Origin of the sequence: Bacillus massiliigorillae (genome assembly GCF_000380245.2) — a bacterium.
GTDB lineage: Bacteria > Bacillota > Bacilli > Bacillales > DSM-1321 > Bacillus_AD > Bacillus_AD massiliigorillae.
In genome coordinates this window covers 3003354-3021351 of sequence record NZ_HG428741.1, presented here as the reverse complement: position 1 = coordinate 3021351, position 17998 = coordinate 3003354, and the positions used below count along the sequence as shown (strand labels likewise).

General features: G+C 35.0%; 14 protein-coding genes and 1 pseudogene. 12 read left to right on the top strand and 3 right to left on the bottom strand.

Annotated features, from left to right (window positions below; all coding sequences use genetic code 11):
• Positions 1-300 precede the first annotated feature (300 nt).
• Complete coding sequence (locus TX86_RS14015) at positions 301-1119, top strand: methyl-accepting chemotaxis protein (protein ID WP_042349400.1); 819 nt, start codon at positions 301-303, stop codon at positions 1117-1119.
• 256 nt (positions 1120-1375) lie between these two features.
• On the top strand, positions 1376-2266 hold the full coding sequence (locus TX86_RS14010) for a glycoside hydrolase family 73 protein (protein ID WP_042349399.1): 891 nt from the start codon (positions 1376-1378) through the stop codon (positions 2264-2266).
• A gap of 99 nt (positions 2267-2365) precedes the next feature.
• Here the strand turns inward: TX86_RS14010 and bioB are convergent, their stop codons facing one another.
• Positions 2366-3367, bottom strand: coding sequence for a biotin synthase BioB (gene bioB, locus TX86_RS14005; RefSeq protein WP_042349398.1), 1002 nt, complete (start codon positions 3365-3367; stop codon positions 2366-2368).
• A gap of 589 nt (positions 3368-3956) precedes the next feature.
• Between bioB and TX86_RS14000 the strand changes: the two genes are divergently transcribed.
• The 7 genes from TX86_RS14000 (at position 3957) to aroD (ending at position 10780) form a co-directional block, all read left to right on the top strand.
• Positions 3957-5624, top strand: a complete 1668-nt coding sequence (locus TX86_RS14000) for a PTS transporter subunit EIIC (protein WP_042349397.1) — start codon at positions 3957-3959, stop codon at positions 5622-5624.
• Positions 5625-5749: 125 nt separating this feature from the next.
• A complete protein-coding gene (locus TX86_RS13995; RefSeq protein ID WP_042349396.1) occupies positions 5750-6976 on the top strand; it encodes a LacI family DNA-binding transcriptional regulator in 1227 nt (408 codons plus the stop codon).
• Positions 6977-7074: 98 nt separating this feature from the next.
• On the top strand, positions 7075-7677 hold the full coding sequence (locus TX86_RS13990) for an FHA domain-containing protein (protein ID WP_042349395.1): 603 nt from the start codon (positions 7075-7077) through the stop codon (positions 7675-7677).
• 224 nt (positions 7678-7901) lie between these two features.
• Positions 7902-8264 (top strand): PadR family transcriptional regulator, encoded by a 363-nt coding sequence (locus TX86_RS13985; protein WP_042349394.1) that lies wholly within the window; start codon positions 7902-7904, stop codon positions 8262-8264.
• Positions 8251-9249: an HAAS signaling domain-containing protein gene (locus TX86_RS13980; RefSeq protein ID WP_042349393.1), complete on the top strand. Its 999-nt coding sequence runs from the start codon at positions 8251-8253 to the stop codon at positions 9247-9249. Before TX86_RS13985 ends, TX86_RS13980 begins: the two co-directional genes overlap by 14 nt.
• A gap of 135 nt (positions 9250-9384) precedes the next feature.
• Positions 9385-9933, top strand: coding sequence for a shikimate kinase (locus TX86_RS13975; protein ID WP_042349392.1), 549 nt, complete (start codon positions 9385-9387; stop codon positions 9931-9933).
• Positions 9934-10018: 85 nt separating this feature from the next.
• A complete protein-coding gene (gene aroD / locus TX86_RS13970) occupies positions 10019-10780 on the top strand; it encodes a type I 3-dehydroquinate dehydratase (protein ID WP_042349391.1) in 762 nt (253 codons plus the stop codon).
• 142 nt (positions 10781-10922) lie between these two features.
• On the opposite strand, the gene TX86_RS13965 is transcribed toward aroD, so the two are convergent.
• Positions 10923-11714 carry a hypothetical protein gene (locus TX86_RS13965; RefSeq protein ID WP_042349390.1) on the bottom strand — a complete coding sequence of 264 codons (792 nt, stop codon included), beginning with the start codon at positions 11712-11714 and terminating at the stop codon, positions 10923-10925.
• 276 nt (positions 11715-11990) lie between these two features.
• Between TX86_RS13965 and TX86_RS13960 the strand changes: the two are divergent.
• From TX86_RS13960 to TX86_RS13950, 3 genes and pseudogenes are all read left to right on the top strand, one after another.
• Positions 11991-12722 (top strand): annotated as a pseudogene (locus TX86_RS13960) (ABC transporter ATP-binding protein); the annotation flags it as partial.
• 44 nt (positions 12723-12766) lie between these two features.
• On the top strand, positions 12767-14278 hold the full coding sequence (gene opuFB / locus TX86_RS13955; RefSeq protein WP_042349389.1) for an osmoprotectant update ABC transporter permease/substrate-binding subunit OpuFB: 1512 nt from the start codon (positions 12767-12769) through the stop codon (positions 14276-14278).
• Between the two features lie 71 nt (positions 14279-14349).
• Entirely contained in the window at positions 14350-15345 is a 996-nt protein-coding gene (locus TX86_RS13950) for an NADPH:quinone oxidoreductase family protein (protein ID WP_042349388.1), read from the top strand.
• Between the two features lie 249 nt (positions 15346-15594).
• On the opposite strand, the gene TX86_RS13945 is transcribed toward TX86_RS13950, so the two are convergent.
• Positions 15595-17895 (bottom strand): DUF8508 domain-containing protein, encoded by a 2301-nt coding sequence (locus TX86_RS13945; RefSeq protein ID WP_052343674.1) that lies wholly within the window; start codon positions 17893-17895, stop codon positions 15595-15597.
• Between the last annotated feature and the right edge of the window lie 103 nt (positions 17896-17998).

Genomic DNA, 17998 nt, shown 5'->3' with positions numbered 1-17998 from the left:
ATATTAAAAAGTACATCACTTGTATAGTGGTGTACTTTTTTGTTCTCTGTTTCCTTACTTTTTTAGAGGTTCATTGTATTATTCTCTTAATTTTTACACACATAATGTGTGGCATGATATAAGAATACTCTATTGGAAATAGTTTTAGCCCATCTCTTGACTTTAATAAAAATAAAGCACTTTGTCTTTTTTTGTCAATAGATGACACATTTTCTTCTTGAATTATTAAAAAATTCAAAAAATTTCCGATATGTATAGCAAATGATCTTTTATATGCTATAGAAAATGAGGGAACGATATATGAAAATGTTAGAAGCATTAAGTTTAGCAACGCCTTACATACATGCAGCCTTTAAACATGAACCAATTGTTGCAGTTATTGAAAAAGAAACGCAAATCCAATTAACGTATTTACCTGGTAGGAAATTAGATGCTGGATCAAAACCGGGCGAAAAGGTAAATCCGGGTGATCAAAATATTCAAACAGCACTAAGAGGAGAGAACTCAATTATATATATTCCATCTGATGTTTATGGGCTTTCGATGAATGCCGTTGCATTTCCTATTCGAGAAGATGGTGAAGTAGTTGGAGCTTTGGCGTTTGGTTTTCCACTTGAGGATCAAGAGAAGTTAGATGGATATATGGAATCAATAAATGTGATAATAAATGATCTTCAAGATAAGGTTCATGTGATTGCCTCCCATTCAGAGGAGCTAGCAGCAACTAGTGAGGAAATCAACATGCAGTCACAACATGCATTGGAAGATTCGGAGCGAACAAATGGAATCACAGGGTTAATTAAATCAATTTCAACACAAACGAATTTATTAGGTTTAAATGCATCTATTGAAGCGGCTAGAGCAGGACAACACGGTGCGGGATTTAATATAGTTGCTCAAGAAGTAAGGAAGTTATCTATGGAAACTTCAAAAGCAACAGAACAAATTGAATCTTCATTACAAAGCATTACTGGGAATTTAAAAACACTAAAGGAAAGTATGTCGCAAATTAAAGGTGCATCTAACGAGCAGGCAACGTTGGTACAAGATTTTAGTACCATTATTGATAAATTAAATTCACTAAGTAATGAAATGAAACAATTTCTGAAGAAGGCGTAAGGTATATACAGTTTGCGACGGATAGAAAAGGGTATACAAAGGATTGATATTAATCTTTTGTATACCCTTATACGGTTTGCCAAACTAAAGTTACGTATAAAAATACATAAAGAACAGAACTTACCTTTTATGTTTGTGGTGATTTATGTAATGATAGGCATAATGAGTGCGTTATTTTTGTTGTAACATTGTTGTGACACATTATTTATAGAATAAAATCATAGATTGCTAGAATATAAAGGGAGAGAAGTTTTCTATGAAAGTAATAAAAGCTGCTTTGATACTATTCCTTGCTTGCTTTGTCATATTAGTATGGAATTTGTGGAGTAGCCACAGTATTTCGATTACGAAAGATCAAATGAAGACATTTATATCAGTTGTAGATGAAGTAAGCGTAGGGAAGATACAGGTAAACTGGAAAGATGTTGCCGCTGTTTCAGCTGTGCGAAATGATGGTGATTTTGAATCAATATCTGATGATAAGATTAAAGAAACTGCAAATGTTTTTATTGGAAAGCAAGGAAATCAATTTACTTTACGGACGATAGATGAAGTAATAAATCAGTTGGATTTTGATGCAGAACAAATGAAAAGCGTGAAGCAGTACAGTGAATATTTAAATGATGAGGTAGTGTATTCACATAAATTAAATGAGAATCTAAACAAAAATTTCATTGCTAGTATTAAAGATGCTGCTATTGATAATTTTTTGAATTACGGTGTATTACCTTCCATTACGATTTCGCAGGCAATATTAGAATCAGACTGGGGGCGTTCTCAATTAGCGGTAGATTATAATAATTTGTTTGGTATAAAGGATCATAGAAAGTGGCAGGGAGAGACGGCGAGTTTAAAAACAACAGAGTTTTATGACAAGCAAATTCAAGCGAATTTTCGAGCTTATGATTCTATTTCACAATCTGTCAAAGATCATGGTTTATTTTTAAGTGAAAATCCACGTTATACGAAAAATGGCTTGTTTTCCTCTAAGACGTATATAGAGCAAGCCAAAGCATTAGAAAATGCAGGTTATAGTACAGCTGAAGATGAGCAAGGTAATAAAATGTACAGTCGATTATTGATTCAACTCATTCAACAATATGAGTTACAATTGATAGATAGTGCAGTATATCAACAACAAGCATAAAATGGCGGGCGTCCCAAAAGTACTTTTAGGACAGCCGCGTATAGTAATCTTCCTCATTAAAATGGGGTGCATTAAAAATGAGGAAGAGTTAACTATTCATTAATGACAAGAAAATACTTCTTCTTGTTTCGGCATAAGCTCTATTTCGAAGCCGAGGTCTTCTAACATTTTGTGATCTTGATTTTCTTCTTGACCTTCTGTTGTTAGATAGTTACCTAAGAAAATACTGTTTGCAATATATAAACCAAGCGGTTGTAGGCTACCTAGGTTCACTTCTCGTCCACCTGAAATACGAATTTCTTTTGTTGGATTTATATAACGGAATAAAGCTAATACTTTCAGGCAGTAACGTGGATTTAAGTCGTGAACTCCCTCTAATTTAGTACCTTCAATTGCATGTAAAAAGTTAACTGGAATTGAATCGGCATCTAATTGATGAAGTGCACGAGCGATTTCAATTACATCTTCCTTCGTTTCTTTCATACCGATAATGGCACCAGAACATGGTGAAATACCGTGTTTTTTAACGATTTCAACCGTATTAACTCGATCTTCATATGTGTGAGAAGTTGTAATATAAGAATGATGCTTCTCGGATGTATTTAAATTATGGTTATATCGATCAACACCTGCTTCTTTTAACTGAGCTGCTTGCTCTTCTTTCAGCAAACCTAAGCAAGCACATACTTTTAGACCGTATTTTTCTTTAATTTCTTCAACTGCTTCACTCACTACGCCAACATCTTTTCGAGTTGGACCCCTACCGCTAGCAACAATACAATATGTTCCTACTTTATTTTCAAAAGCGCGCTTCGCACCTTCTAATATTTCTTCCTTTGAAAGGAATGGATACTTTTCAATTTCTGCAGTAGATTTAGAAGATTGTGAACAATAACCACAGTCCTCTGGGCAATAACCACTTTTTGCATTAATAATCATGTTCAATTTCACTTTTTTCCCGTAATAATGTTTGCGAATGTGGTAGGCGCCATTTATTAAAGGTAGTAAATCATCATCATCACAATTTAAAATGCTTCGCGCGTCTTCGTTTGTAATAACTTTTCCGTCAATTACTTCCTGTGCTAGCTGTAACCAGTTCATACTATCTTCTCCTTTTGTTTGTAAGCTTTATTAAGGCTGAAAATAACAGTGATTGTGCTTGCTTCGTTCTACTTTGAATCCCATTTGAATAGTTTTATTAAGATAGAAAGATTTCGCCTTTTGTTTGAGTTTCAACAGCAGTATCTGCTCTACTATCCAAAGTGACTATAAGAAAATGTTTTTAAATGTGTTAACTTATATAAATGGAGGTTAACATATTTGGCTTACATTGTAAACATTTAGCATTTTTATTTTAGGGGGAAATAGGAACTTAAATTCGTCGCAGCACTTTATATAGATTAACCTGCATAAAGAAAATCTATAAAGGAAAACATATATTAAGATAGGGAATATCTATAGCAAGTTGCGAAGAATAGTGATATTGAAATGGAGTGTTAAAGGAATAATATACGAATATTTATTTATAATAACGGATAAAAGTTGATTAACATTTAGACACAAAATGTTCACATTAAAATTGTAACCGTTTACTAAGTTATTGTGGTATATTAATATCCGTTAGGTTAACCGTTTAACTAAAATGTTAGTTAACAGTTAACTAAATTGGTTTGAAAGGATGAACTTATATATGTTTAAGTATCTACAACGTATTGGTAAAGCGATTATGTTACCTATCGCTGCTTTACCGATTGCCGGTATCTTACTAGGTATTGGTGGTGCTTTACTAGGGATTGCTAGTTTAGAAAACGCACCGTCCATTTATAATCCCTTAATCTCTTTTGTAAATATTGAATTTGTTAACGGTATTTTAAATATTATGAAGGGTGTCGGGGATATAGTTTTCGGAAACCTTCCTATCCTATTTGCTATAGGTGTAGCGGTAGGTTTGGCTAAGGAAGACAAAGGGACAGCGGCACTTGCTTCTGTATTTGGATTCCTAATTATGCACCAAGTAATTTCAACAATGTTAACACTTGGTTATACAAGACTTGGTGTAGTAACACCTGATAATGTTGGAGAGTACGGTACATACGTAACAACGACACTAGGTATCTTTACTCTGAACATGTCGGTATTTGGCGGTATAATTACTGGTATGGTAACGAGTGTGCTTCACAATCGTTATTATAATATTACCTTCAATCCAATGTTCTCGTTCTTTGCGGGATCTCGTTTCGTTCCAATCGTAACGGCGTTAGTAATGGCTTTCGTTGGGGCAATTCTTGGTTTCTTATGGCCGTTTGTTCAAGATGGTATTGCTGCATTAGCAAATGTGGTTAATGCTTCAGGTGCTGCAGGAACATTCTTATACGGATTAATTGAACGTTCATTAATTCCGTTTGGTTTACATCACGTATTCTACACACCTTTCTGGTTCTCTTCTTTAGTACAAGCAGAGGTAATTATCAATGGTGTGCCAACAGTTATCGATGGTGCAAACACTGCGTACTTTGCTCAATTAGGTTCAATGAAAGATTTAGTTGGTGCATCTCCAGAGACAATGGATGCTATCGTTAATGGAACTACTCGTTTCATGGCTGGTAAATTCCCATTCATGATGTTTGGTTTAGCAGGTGCGGCGCTTGCGTTATACAAAACAGCTAAGCCAAGTAAAAAAGTTGTTGTTGGATCACTTCTAGCTTCAGCAGCAGGTACAGCAGCATTAACAGGTATTACAGAGCCACTTGAATTTACATTCTTATTCGTAGCTCCATGGTTATATGTTATTCACGCTATTTTAGCTGGTTTATCATTTATGCTGATGGATATCTTCAATGTATTTATCGGTATGACATTCTCAGGTGGTATTATTGACTTCACATTATTCGGTTTACTTCCTGCAGGAGCTGGCGTACCTACGCATTGGTTATATGTAATTGGTGTAGGTATTGTTTACTTCGCACTTTACTTCTTCATTTTCAAATTCGTTATTACGAAATTCAACCTGAAAACACCAGGTCGTGAAGATGAAGATGAAGAAACAAAACTTTACACAAAAGCTGATTACCAAGGTAAAGACGGTGAAGCTGCTCCAAGTGCTAAAGCTGGTGGAAATGATGAGCTTCGCGAAATCGCTCCTAAAGTATTAGCAGCATTAGGTGGAAGCGAAAACATCGAAAATATTGATGCATGTATCACTCGACTTCGTGTAGAAGTAAAAGATGCAAAGATTGTTGATAAAGCTGAACTAAAACGTTTGGGAGCTTCGGGTGTATTAGAAATCTCTGGCGGAGTTCAAGCAATTTTCGGCGGTAAGTCAGATACGCTGAAAAACTATATTAAAGAAATTATGTAATTGTTTTGTAATGGGGCTGTTCGAAATGTGGTTTTTTAACCACTTTTTGAACAGTCTCATTTTCTATTTACAAAAAGCAGATATTACATGACAATGAAAGTAGTATTGACTTTGGAGGAGTACAATTGAAAGATCGAAAAGTCACCATCAAGGATGTTGCTCAAAAAGCAAATGTGTCAAAAGCTACCGTTTCATATGTGTTGAATGGTGTAGATAAAGTATCAGAAGCCACGAAACAGCGTGTATTAGACGTTATTAAGGAATTGGGATATACTCCAAATTCTACGGCCAGAGATTTAGCGAAACAAATGAATCATCAAGAACAGGAAGAAGTCTATAATTCGTTTTTGGAAGGGCAGCCTTTCTATAAAGAGTTTATGGATTCGTTTATTCAAGCGAAAGTAGGGAAAGTGCCGAAGGAAACAAAGAATAAACTATTAAGTGCTGTAGTGGAACGAGGCTATTTACCGAGTGGTTTTCTAGAGCAATTGATGAAAAAAAACAAAACAACTATAGCTGTTTATATGGCCATGGAACGTGATTTTAAACATACATTGCTAGAAATGAATCCTTTTTATCAACAATTTATCAGTAGTGTAGAGCATACAGCTAAAGAGAATCATTTATCTGTACAAATTATTAATTCTAATGAAGTTCATTCTTATGATATTTCATCATTTGAATCAACCTATTTAGGAATTATCGTCCTTGGGAAGTTACCTACTGATTTATCTTCTGTTTTGAAACAAGTGCATATTCCGATTGTAATTGTTGATGAATATGAGTTTCACCCTAATTTCGTTACTCTTACATCCGAAGATCAGAAAGGCGCTTTTGAAAGCATTGAATATTTAATTTTAAAAGGACATAAAGAGATAGCTTTTGTTGGCTGTAAAAATGATAGAGGTAATTTCATTGAACATCGGATAGCTGGTTATAAGGAAGCTTTACAATCTTATGGATTAACCTATAAGACTGATGATGTATATTTATCAGAAGTAGATTATAGCTATGAAGAAGGTATTCGAATCGCTCAAAAAATCGCAACAGGTCATCGTAAATATGATGCGGTGTTTTGTACATCAGATATTATGGCAATTGGGTTAATGAAGGGATTTATGAAGACGGGATACAAAGTGCCTGATGATATTTCTATTATGGGCTTTGATAATATTCAATTTAGTAAATATAGTAATCCTGAATTGACAACAGTTGACCAAAATATTTTTCTGAAAGCTGAAACAGCCGTTACAATTATTATTCGAAAAGCGAAAGGTGAACCGGTTAAAAATCAATATATGTTACCTGTTTCCATTGTGGAAAGGGAATCGGTTAGCAAGCGTAATAAATAAAGGAAGCAACGTAGATTATGTGGCTTCTTTTTGATTTTTTTAACAAAATGCCTAGTTCCTTCATTTAATATAGAGAATTGATTGAAGGAGGAGAAACTATGCCTTTTACAAATTGTTATTGCGATTGTGAAGAGTGCATTTGCTTATCGAAACTTAAAAAAGAGCGATATGAATCCAGTGGGGAAAGTGAAATAAAAGATGAAAGTTATTGTGAGGGAGGAGTATCAGGAGCAATGTTTAATCTTGCTTCACCATCTGCTGCGACACCTATTGTAGCTGGGACGTTCCCGACAAACTTTCCTGTACAGAAAGTAGACTTTACAACATGTGGGAAGTATTGTGATACAGTTCCAGATGTATCTGGTAACTCAATTAAAATTTTACGTTCGGGTATATATACGATTTCCTATGCGGTAGGTATTGCACAAATATTTACTACACCGGTAGCAACAAGTAGCATTATTATAGGCGTGTACGTGAATGGAGTATTTGATTATAGTACAGGTATAACATATGGAATTGGAGGAACAAATGTTACGATTCCGACCTCACTAAATGGAACATATCAGCGACCATTGCAGGCAGGAGATATGGTTCAAATCGGGTTTTATGAGGCGACTTTTTCAGATCCAACTGCTACGGCACAATATGGAAATGCCTCTTTAATTGTAAAGCAAGATTTTAATACCGACTGTGATTGAAAAGAATTAGGTTAAGTTTCTATTTCAAGAATTGTTAAAAGAAAATAAAATGCTGCCTGTTTCCTTATATAAAGGAAATGAATGGGAAGCAGAAATGGAGGAAGGAAGAAGAACATCTTCCTTTTTTATTTGTTTGAACAATATATAATATTTTGCTATTTATATTGATGTGCTATTTACAATAGTGTGTGTCGTACACTATACTGTAAGTAGGAGTTGATTTTATGAATGCTGTAAAAGAACACATTGATAAATTGATGCAAGAATTACGAAGAGGAACCATTACAATAGGTGTGCTAAGTCAGCTATCGGAACCTCAGTACGGTTATTCCCTCGTTACAATGTTAGGGGATAAAGGAATTCAAGTAGAACCAGGAACGCTATACCCTTTGCTCAGAAGATTAGAAAAGCAAGGTTTGTTACAGAGTGAGTGGGATACGAACGAGGCAAGACCAAGAAAATATTATTTATTAAGTCAATTAGGTAGAGAAGTATATGAACAATTATGTATAGAGTGGGAAGGCATGGTTAATAGCATGAACCTTTTGATTTATGATAAGGGAGGTAAGAAGAATGGAGATGGTTAATCGGTATATTTATGCCGTTACAAAAAGACTTCCGAAATCACAACAAGAAGAAATTACAAAAGAACTGCAAGGTTTAATCGCGGATATGTTGGAGGAAAGTGCACAAGGTGGCAAAATTACGGATAAAGAAGTGGAAGGGGTACTATTAGAACTAGGTAGCCCGAAACAATTAGCGGAACGTTATCGTGATACAAAAACATTCTTAATTGGTCCGGAATTATATCACTCTTATGTGACAGTTCTAAAGATTGTTGTGATGGCACTAGCTATATCCATGACTGTAAGTGTAGTGATAGAAATGATTATGGAACAAAAGTCGATTATTTATCATATTGGCAGTTATTTAGGTTCATTAATTACAATTACAGCACAAGGAATAGGATGGGTGACGATTGTATTTGCTTGTATGCAATATTTCAATGTAGGAAAGTCAAAAGACTTTCTACATGATGATGCTTGGAAGATTACAGATCTTGAGCCTGTTCCAACACCGAAAAACCAAATTAAACGAAGTGAACCGATTGTTAGCATTGTGTTCAGTGTATTCTTTGTTGTGCTGTTTGTTTTTTTAAGTCAATATATAGGGGTTTATCTTGTTCATGATAATGCAACTAAAATCATTTCAATTTTCAACGAAGAAACGATATCGGCTTATTTACCGCTTATCATTTTTCTACTAGGCATTTCTATTCTGAAGAGTTGCTTAAAGCTTATAACTGGAAGATGGACTTATAAGTTAGTTGGTTTTTCTTTTATTTGTGATGTGGTAACTTTGACAGTGCTATACATTTTATTGTCTAACCTATCTTTATTGAATCCTGATTTGTTAGCGGATCTAGTAGCTGCTGATGTAATTTCGAAAGGTAGCGAAGGATATGATATTGTTAATCAGTTATGGAGTAATTCGACTTTTGGGATTATGTTAGTGGCCATTATTAGTACAATTAGTGATGCGCTTGTTGGCTTATATAAGCTTAGAAAATAGCTTGTCAATAAACTAATAATTCCAATAAATCAGTTTTACAAGCTAATTCAATTAGTATATAATTTTACTTATGTTTACAAGATAACGTTATTTAAAAACAAAATATAATCATAGATAGCAAGGGGACCATGAGGTATGAGTAGCCAAGAAATGTCTCTTAAAGAACGAAACATCGTGTTTATAGGATTCATGGGAGTAGGTAAAACGACAATTGGAGAACTGGTAGCAAAGAAACTTTATCGTGATTTTATAGATATTGATGCGGAAATTGAAAAAGAATATGGCATGCCAGTTACAGAAATCTTCAAGTCGATTGGTGAAAAGGCTTTTCGTGAGAAAGAAAAGAATGTTATTACAGACATGTGTAATAAGAAGCTTAAAATTATTTCTTTAGGTGGCGGGGCATTTCTGCAGGAGGAAATACGAAAAGTTTGTTTGGAAAAATGTATGGTTCTTTTTCTTGATCTTTCTTGGGAGTCTTGGAAAGAACGAATTAGTTTAATTATTGATAGTCGTCCTGTTTTGCAAGGTCGAACAATTGAGCAAATAGAAGAATTGTTTAATGAAAGACAAGAAATTTATTCTCACCATCATTCAAAGATTACAACGGATCATCAAGATATTGAAGAGGTTGCAGATTATATTGTAAGTTCGTTAAAGCTAGCTTGGAATTTGTATGAATAATTACGAGGAAGTAGATGCTTGTACTTTTAAAGGTACGACTATTTACTTCCTTTTTTTATAGTAATAACGGAAAGGGAGATGGGTTATGAGTGCATTATCTATAAAAAATGTCATCATTGGAGAAGGAAGCCCTAAAGTAATTGTTCCACTAGTTGGTAAAACAGAAGAAGCTCTTCTACCAGAAGCGGAAACGGTAAAATCGCTAGCTCCTGATGTGGTAGAGTGGCGTGTAGACTGCTATGAAGAAGTTGAGAATTTAGTATCAGTTGTTGATATGCTTTCTAAATTAAGAAGTGTATTTACTGATCAATTATTACTATTTACTTTCAGAAGTCATAAAGAAGGTGGCAATAAAGAAGTTAGTGATGTGTATTATTTGGAATTGAATAAGACAGCGATTCTTTCTGAGGCAATTGATTTAGTAGATGTCGAGTTATATATGGGTGAGTCAATTATTAACTCTCTTGTTACAACAGCGAAGGAACAAGGTGTGTATGTCATTATGTCAAATCATGATTTCGAGAAAACACCTCCTAAAGAAGAAATCCTTAATCGTTTATGTAGAATGCAAGAATATGGAGCGGATCTTCCGAAAATTGCTGTTATGCCAACTTCGGTATCGGATGTCATTACGTTGTTAGATGCTACTAATACGATGAAGACACAGTACGCTAATACGCCAATTATTACAATGTCTATGGGAGGAATGGGAGTTCTTAGTCGTTTAGCTGGTGAAGTGTTTGGTTCAGCAATGACCTTTGGTGCTGGTAAAGAAATATCCGCACCAGGGCAAATTCCGGTAGATGAATTGCGAACTGTTTTGGGGATTTTGAATAAGAGTATGTAAAAGCCAAAGGGCTGTCCCAAAAATGATTGAAAATCATTCTTGGGACAGCCTCATTACGTTTTTAAGATGCTTTATTCTTGTTTACATCTAATTGATAATATCGGTTAGGTTACTTGAAATGGTTAATTTATGGCGCTTTTCTTTATTTCGAAAAGTCTAACTTAAATGTTTTTGCTTTTTCGATTAATTCATGTGTATCACCATCAAGTAAATCATCTGTTGTGAAAGAAAAGGAGGTTATTTGTTTGATTACATCTCCTGAATCATTTATTAATCCAATAATTCCTTCACGCTTTTCATTTGGTTTATAATCAATCCTGCTGACGCTTTTTGTTCCCATAAAAGTATCATCTGAAAAGATGAAGTTATTATCTGGAACGGAATAAGTAAGATCGTCATTAAAGGTACAATCTTGTAAACTAAAAAATTGCACTTCTTTGGAAGAAGTATTTTGAACCGAATAGGTAATTTCGAAATAGGTTATTTTCTTATCAATTTCTATTTTTGAGAATTCTGCTATTTCACCGATTTCCTCCATGCTTAAGTTTTCCTTATAATGACGTTTAGCGGCTTCTTCAAAAGTTAATCCTGTATAGGCGCTAAGTGACTCCTTAGTATCATCGTCCATATCGGATAGTTCTATTATTCGTATGTCCTTAATAGTAATAATCATTGATGACATTTTATAATTTTTGTTGACAGGAATGTTCTTAACAAGTTTCAATGTACTAAAATTTTTCTGGTGTACTTTTTGCCCGACAGTTTGAAGATGTTCTCCTCCGTAATCATTCACTTCGAGAATTTTTTTATCTGCTTTTTTATGACTTTCATCTTTGATAACTTCTGGTTGATTATTTAGAAAGTAAATAAGAATACCGACTAATATCAGTAGTAATCCTCCTAAAATCCAAGCTGAATATAATTTTTTAAACATAAATTGTTTTTCTCCTTGTTAAATGAAACGTTATGTAGAAGTAGTTTTTTCTTTATTACTATAAACCTTTTTTTGATGAAATGATAATAGGACAGTTCGGTCATTTTTCATAGTTTTCCATGAAACAAGTTTTAGCATAGGTTATTTGGGAATTTAATAGAGATGAATGGAAGTTGTGATTGTTTCGAAGTCTATTAAGTGACAAATAGCAGGAAGTCTTTCATTATATATGTAAGTTTGGTAATTGCCTATCAAAAGAATAAAGGAGTGAAAGCTGTGATTAAATTTACTAATGTCTCTAAATGTTATCAAGATGATACATTTGCAGTTCGAAATCTTGATGTGGAAATAGAGCAAGGAGAATTCTTTGTCATTATTGGGCCGAGCGGTTGTGGAAAAACAACGATGTTAAAAATGATCAATCGCTTAATTGAAATATCTGCTGGAGAGGTCTCAATAAATGGAAAGTCGATTAGTGAATATAATATCCATGAATTAAGATGGAATATTGGTTATGTATTACAACAAATTGCATTGTTTCCACATATGTCGATTGCTGAGAATGTTGCGGTTGTGCCGGAGTTAAAGAAGTGGGACCGTAAGCGAGTGGAACGGAGAGTGGATGAATTATTAGAGATGGTTGGGCTTAATCCCGAAATGTATCGTAATCGAAAACCGAATGAACTTTCAGGGGGACAGCAACAAAGAATTGGAGTAATAAGAGCGTTAGCGGCTGACCCGGAAATTATCTTAATGGATGAACCATTTAGTGCGCTTGATCCAATTAGTAGAATGAAATTACAAGACGATATGCTTGAATTGCAACGAAAAATACGTAAAACACTCGTGTTTGTTACACATGATATGCAAGAGGCTTTAAAGCTAGGTGATCGTATTCTTGTTATGAAGGATGGAGAAATAGAACAATTGGGTACGCCGGAAGAGATAGTATACAATCCAGCTAATGAATTTGTAGAAACATTTGTAGGTCAAAACCAACAAATAGTTCTTCGTGATACACAAGGTGTGTTAAGTGAAAGTGGGGCAAGAAGATGAGTTCATTCATGACTGTTTTTTCGGAGAGAAAAGGAGAACTGTTATCAGCGTTATTAGAACATATTCAAATCTCTTTCATTGCTCTGCTTTTTGCTGTTGTCATTTCTATTCCGTTAGGTATTTATTTATCAAGAAAACAAAAGATTGCTGAAAGTATAATTGGTGTTAGTGCTGTTTTACAGACGATTCCTTCTTTGGCGTTATTGGGTCTATTAATTCCGTTATTCGGTATTGGTAAAGTTCCAGCTATTATTGCTCTTGTTGTATATGCCTTACTTCCAATCTTGCGAAATACATATACAGGAATTAATGAAGTAGATGCTTCTTTGAAAGAAGCGGCGATGGCAATGGGGATGAATACGAAACAGCGCTTATTGAGGGTTGAACTACCTTTAGCTATGCCTGTTATCATGGCGGGTATTCGAACTGCTATGGTATTAATTGTAGGAACTGCGACTCTTGCTGCTCTTATTGGAGCAGGAGGTTTAGGGGATATTATATTATTAGGAATTGATCGTAATAATACTTCACTTATTGTTTTAGGTGCAATTCCAGCTGCTTTATTAGCGCTTTTCTTTGATTTTTTATTGAAACGATTTGAGAAACTATCCTTCAAAAAATCGGTTATGACGCTTAGTGTAATCGTTGTTATCTCATTGTTGATGATTGTCATCCCGTTTTTGAGTAGCACGAATAATAAAGAGGTAGTGATTGCTGGAAAGCTAGGTTCAGAGCCAGAAATATTAATTAATATGTATAAGATTCTCATTGAAGAAGAAACGGATTTACAGGTTGAATTAAAACCTGGTTTTGGAAAAACATCATTTGTTTTTAACGCATTAAAATCAGGCGATATTGATATTTATCCAGAATTTACGGGAACGGCGATCTCTGAATTTTTGAAAGAAAAGGCAGTTAGTAATAATCGTGCGGAAGTATATGAGCAAGCTAGCAAGGGAATGTTAGAGCAATTTGATATGACATTGTTAAAGCCGATGAGCTATAACAATACGTATGCCCTTGCAGTATCTAAGCAAATTGCTGAACAATATCAGTTGAAAAATATTTCTGACCTACGAGCGGTACAAAAAAATATTAAAGCAGGTTTTACATTAGAGTTTAATGATCGCGAAGATGGCTATCGAGGTATACAAAAATTATATAATATCAAACTAGCTAATGTTGTAACAATGGAACCAAAATTGCGCTACAATGCAATCAAAACAGGAGATATCCAAGTGCTAGATGCTTATTCTACGGATAGTGAAATTCGACAATATCAATTACAAGTGTTAGAGGATGATAAAGAGTTGTTTCCGCCTTATCAAGGAGCTCCACTATTGCGAAATGAAACGGTAAAACAATATCCTGAAATCGTTAAAGCATTAAATAAACTTGCTGGAAAAATAAGTGACGATGATATGAGAGAGATGAATTATCAAGTAAATGTAGAAGGAAAAAGTGCAGCGGAAGTAGCCAAAGAGTACTTACGAAAATCGAAGATATAATATATGATTAATACTAATAGCTCCATAGATTCATAATACATAGTAGATTAATTTCGGAAGGAGTATGATGTATGACATTTAAAGCGCTTTTTGTTGAAAAGCAAGGGGAAGAAACGTCGCTACATTTGAAAGAGATTACGAAAGAAGATTTGCCACAAGGTGATGTAGTTATTCGTGTTGCCTATTCAAGTGTAAATTACAAAGATGGATTAGCGACTATTCCTAATGGAAATATCGTTAGAGAATACCCGTTTATTCCAGGTATTGATGCAGCGGGTGTGGTTGCAGAATCAACGGATGCTCGTTTTGCTGAAGGTGATGCTGTTCTCGTAACAGGATATGACTTAGGTGTATCACATTTTGGCGGTTATAGTGAGTATATTCGTGTACCTGCTGATTGGGTAGTAGCGATACCAAAAGGATTAACATTGAAAGAAGCGATGATGATTGGAACAGCAGGTTTTACAGCTGCTTTATCTGTACAGGCGTTGGAACAAAAGGGAGTAAAACCAGAACATGGAGAGGTACTAGTAACAGGTGCTACTGGTGGAGTAGGAAGCATGGCTGTCTCAATGCTGAACAATAAAGGTTATACAGTAGTAGCGAGCTCTGGAAAGCAAGAAGCGCATGAATTTTTACAAGAAATTGGAGCGAGTAAGGTTATATCAAGAGAAGAAGTAGTACCTGAGAAAATCCGCCCACTTGGAAGAATGCAATGGGCTGGAGTTGTTGATCCTGTAGGAGGTCAAACATTAGCAGCGGTTTTACCAAATGTGAAGTACGGTGGAGCGGTCGCTGTAAGTGGGATGACAGGTGGAGTTAATGTACCAACAACTGTTTTTCCATTTATTTTAAGAGGTGTACAGTTAATTGGAATTGATTCTGTACAATGTCCAATGGATACTCGCCAACCTTTATGGGATCGAATTGCAACAGATTTGAAACCAGAGCCGGTATTAAATGTAGGTATTCAGGAGGTTTCATTGGAAGAGTTAGTAGATGTTTTTCCGAAAATATTGGCAGGTAAAATGACAGGACGTACAATTGTAAAGGTAGCAGAATTATAAACCAGATTAAGAAAATAGGCTGTCTTCAATAAGTCTTATTTGTTAAATTGATTTGTATGTATGAGAATGAAATTCGTTGATTTATTAGAGAGTCATTTGAGTTTCATCTTGACTAAAAGCGCCAAAAATCAGCTTTTTTAGTCTACTAAGCAAAAATAAGATTTAAATGAACACGATTTCGAATGGTAAAAAAAAAGCGTAAGGGCGTCCGAAAAGTGGTTGAAAATCACTTTTCGAACAGCCCTTTTTTTAATTTGCTTTAGCTAATTTTGTTTGAATTAACACTGGATCATGGTCACTAGCACGTCCGTGTTTTTCCATGAATGAAGAGTTAATGTGAACAATATCAACTGTTGTTGCAGCAGTCATATTATTTGAAACAAGGATATGATCTAGTACTTGAGAATTTCCTTGATAAGAGTAAGTATAACGCTTTTCGAAAGGAACTTTTTCAATCATGTTTGTTAGTTCAGTACCCTTTGTGATTTTCAATGGGTTAGAGAATTCGAAGTCATTGAAATCTCCTAATAAAACTACGTTCGCATCCTTATTTTTAGCTTTAATGTCTTTTACAAAACCATTAACAATAGTTGCGATTTGATTACGCTGTACTTCACTTTTTAAGATAGCAGGTTGGTTGATTCCGAATAATGGTTGGTCTCCGCCTTTAGAATTATAGTGGTTTGCTACTAAAATCACTTTTTCACCATTGAATTCGAATTGAGCAGCTAATGGCTTACGGCTTGAATTGAAAGCTTCATTAGTTGGATCGATTCGACCAGGATTTAGAGATAGGTTTTCTCCATCATAGCTAACGGCTTCAGTTGCAGTACCTTTTTCTATTCCATCAGTTAATGTTACGCCACGCTCAGCATTGTATAGGAAACCTACACGGATGTTTCCGCCTGGTGCGCCTCCATCTTTATTGTTTTCAGGTGCGATATCAGTGAATGAATATGTTGGACCACCAAGTTCAGCAATCTTTTTGATTAGTACTTTATATGTTTCATCAGCACTTGAGTTACCAGAATCAGCTGGACCGTCCCCATCTTGAACTTCTGTTAATTGGATAATGTCAGGTGTTTTTAAGTTATCAATGATTGATTGGGCAATCTTTGTTATTTTTTCATCATCTGTTGCAGCTGAGAAGTTCTCAACATTGTATGTTGCAATCGTTAATTTATCTTCAGTTGGTTGAATAGAAGTAATTTCACGAGCTGTTGTGCCTTCAATTAACTTTGGTAATTTTGTTTTGTCAGTTAATACTTTGTAGTTGCTGAAGCTGTAGCTCATTACACCTGTGATTGAACCGTCGAAAGAATCGCCAGCTTTTACTACGAAATTCTTATCGTTTAAGCCGATTGTAATTCTTTCTGGATTGTAATCCGTTTCTGTGATTTTTAATCCACCTGCAGTTGTATTTGTAACACCGTCTTTAGGTAGAACAACAACATCACCGTAGCTTTGTGGAGCTACAACTTTAGGATTTTCCACTTCTACAAGCATACCTTCTAAGCTCTCGAAGAAGTCAATTCCGTCTTCTTCTGGATCAAACTTCGCAAAGCTATCATTATCAATTATTTCAGTTGGTGCTTTACGGTCTTTACCAAGTACAACTGACTCCGGTAAATCTTGTCCAGTAGCTGTTTTCTCAATAGACTGAGCTGCAATACTAGTTGCAGTTAAATCCGTTTCTGTCTTTTCAGCGTATCCATCTAAATGAATTTCTTGTACTTCACCAGTTACTTCAATTACATCACCAGTTTTTAAGTTATGACCTGTTTTGTTAACAAGAATTGCTTCAGATGTGTTGTCGTCGTTATCTGGTTGCTGGTCTTGCATGTAGAAGCTGTTTTTATCCACAACGTGTGTAACGATTCCTTCTACATCGTTTACGTTTAAGTCATTTAGAGGTGATGTGTGAGAAGCACCTTGAATATCATGAATGCGAATATCTTCTGTTTGAATTGTATATGTGAATGTAGCCATTGGGCTTGATGTTAAGCCTTCTTTCACAGCAATAGCTTTCACTGTCATAGCTTCTGAAACAGTGATTGGTTTTGTATAAGCAGTGCTCGATGTAGTAGGCTCTGATCCATCAGTAGTGTAATAAATGGTTGCACCAGCTGTGTTAGAAGTTAAAGTCACTTCTTGACCTTCTTTCACAAATCCTGAACCGGGATTAGCTTCAACTGGTTGAACCTTAGTAGCATCTTCAATTACATCTGTTACATCTCTTGGAATAAGCTGATAAACATCATTGAATGAGCTAAGTACACCTGTGATTACATCATATGTTTTGCCAACTTCTAGAATTGATGCATTTTGTGGACGAATCATAAAGCTCTTTCCGTTTTCATCAATTGCGGTAAAATTACCGCTGCTTACTGATTCAATTTTTACATTTTTGAATGTTAGAAGTGTAGCTTCTTTGCTTTCTTCTAAATTGGCAGCAGTTACTGTTTCAGGAGTAGGTACTCCTTCTTGACCTAGAACAGTTACATCTTCTTTAGTTACTCGAATTTGTAGTAGAGAGCGGTAGTCATCCATAGTTCCTGATGCTTGAACTTTATCGCCTACTTGAAGCCCTAAGTTACTACCGTATAGTACAATTCCAGCACTATCGTCTTGAATATAAGTAGTGCTTCCTAAA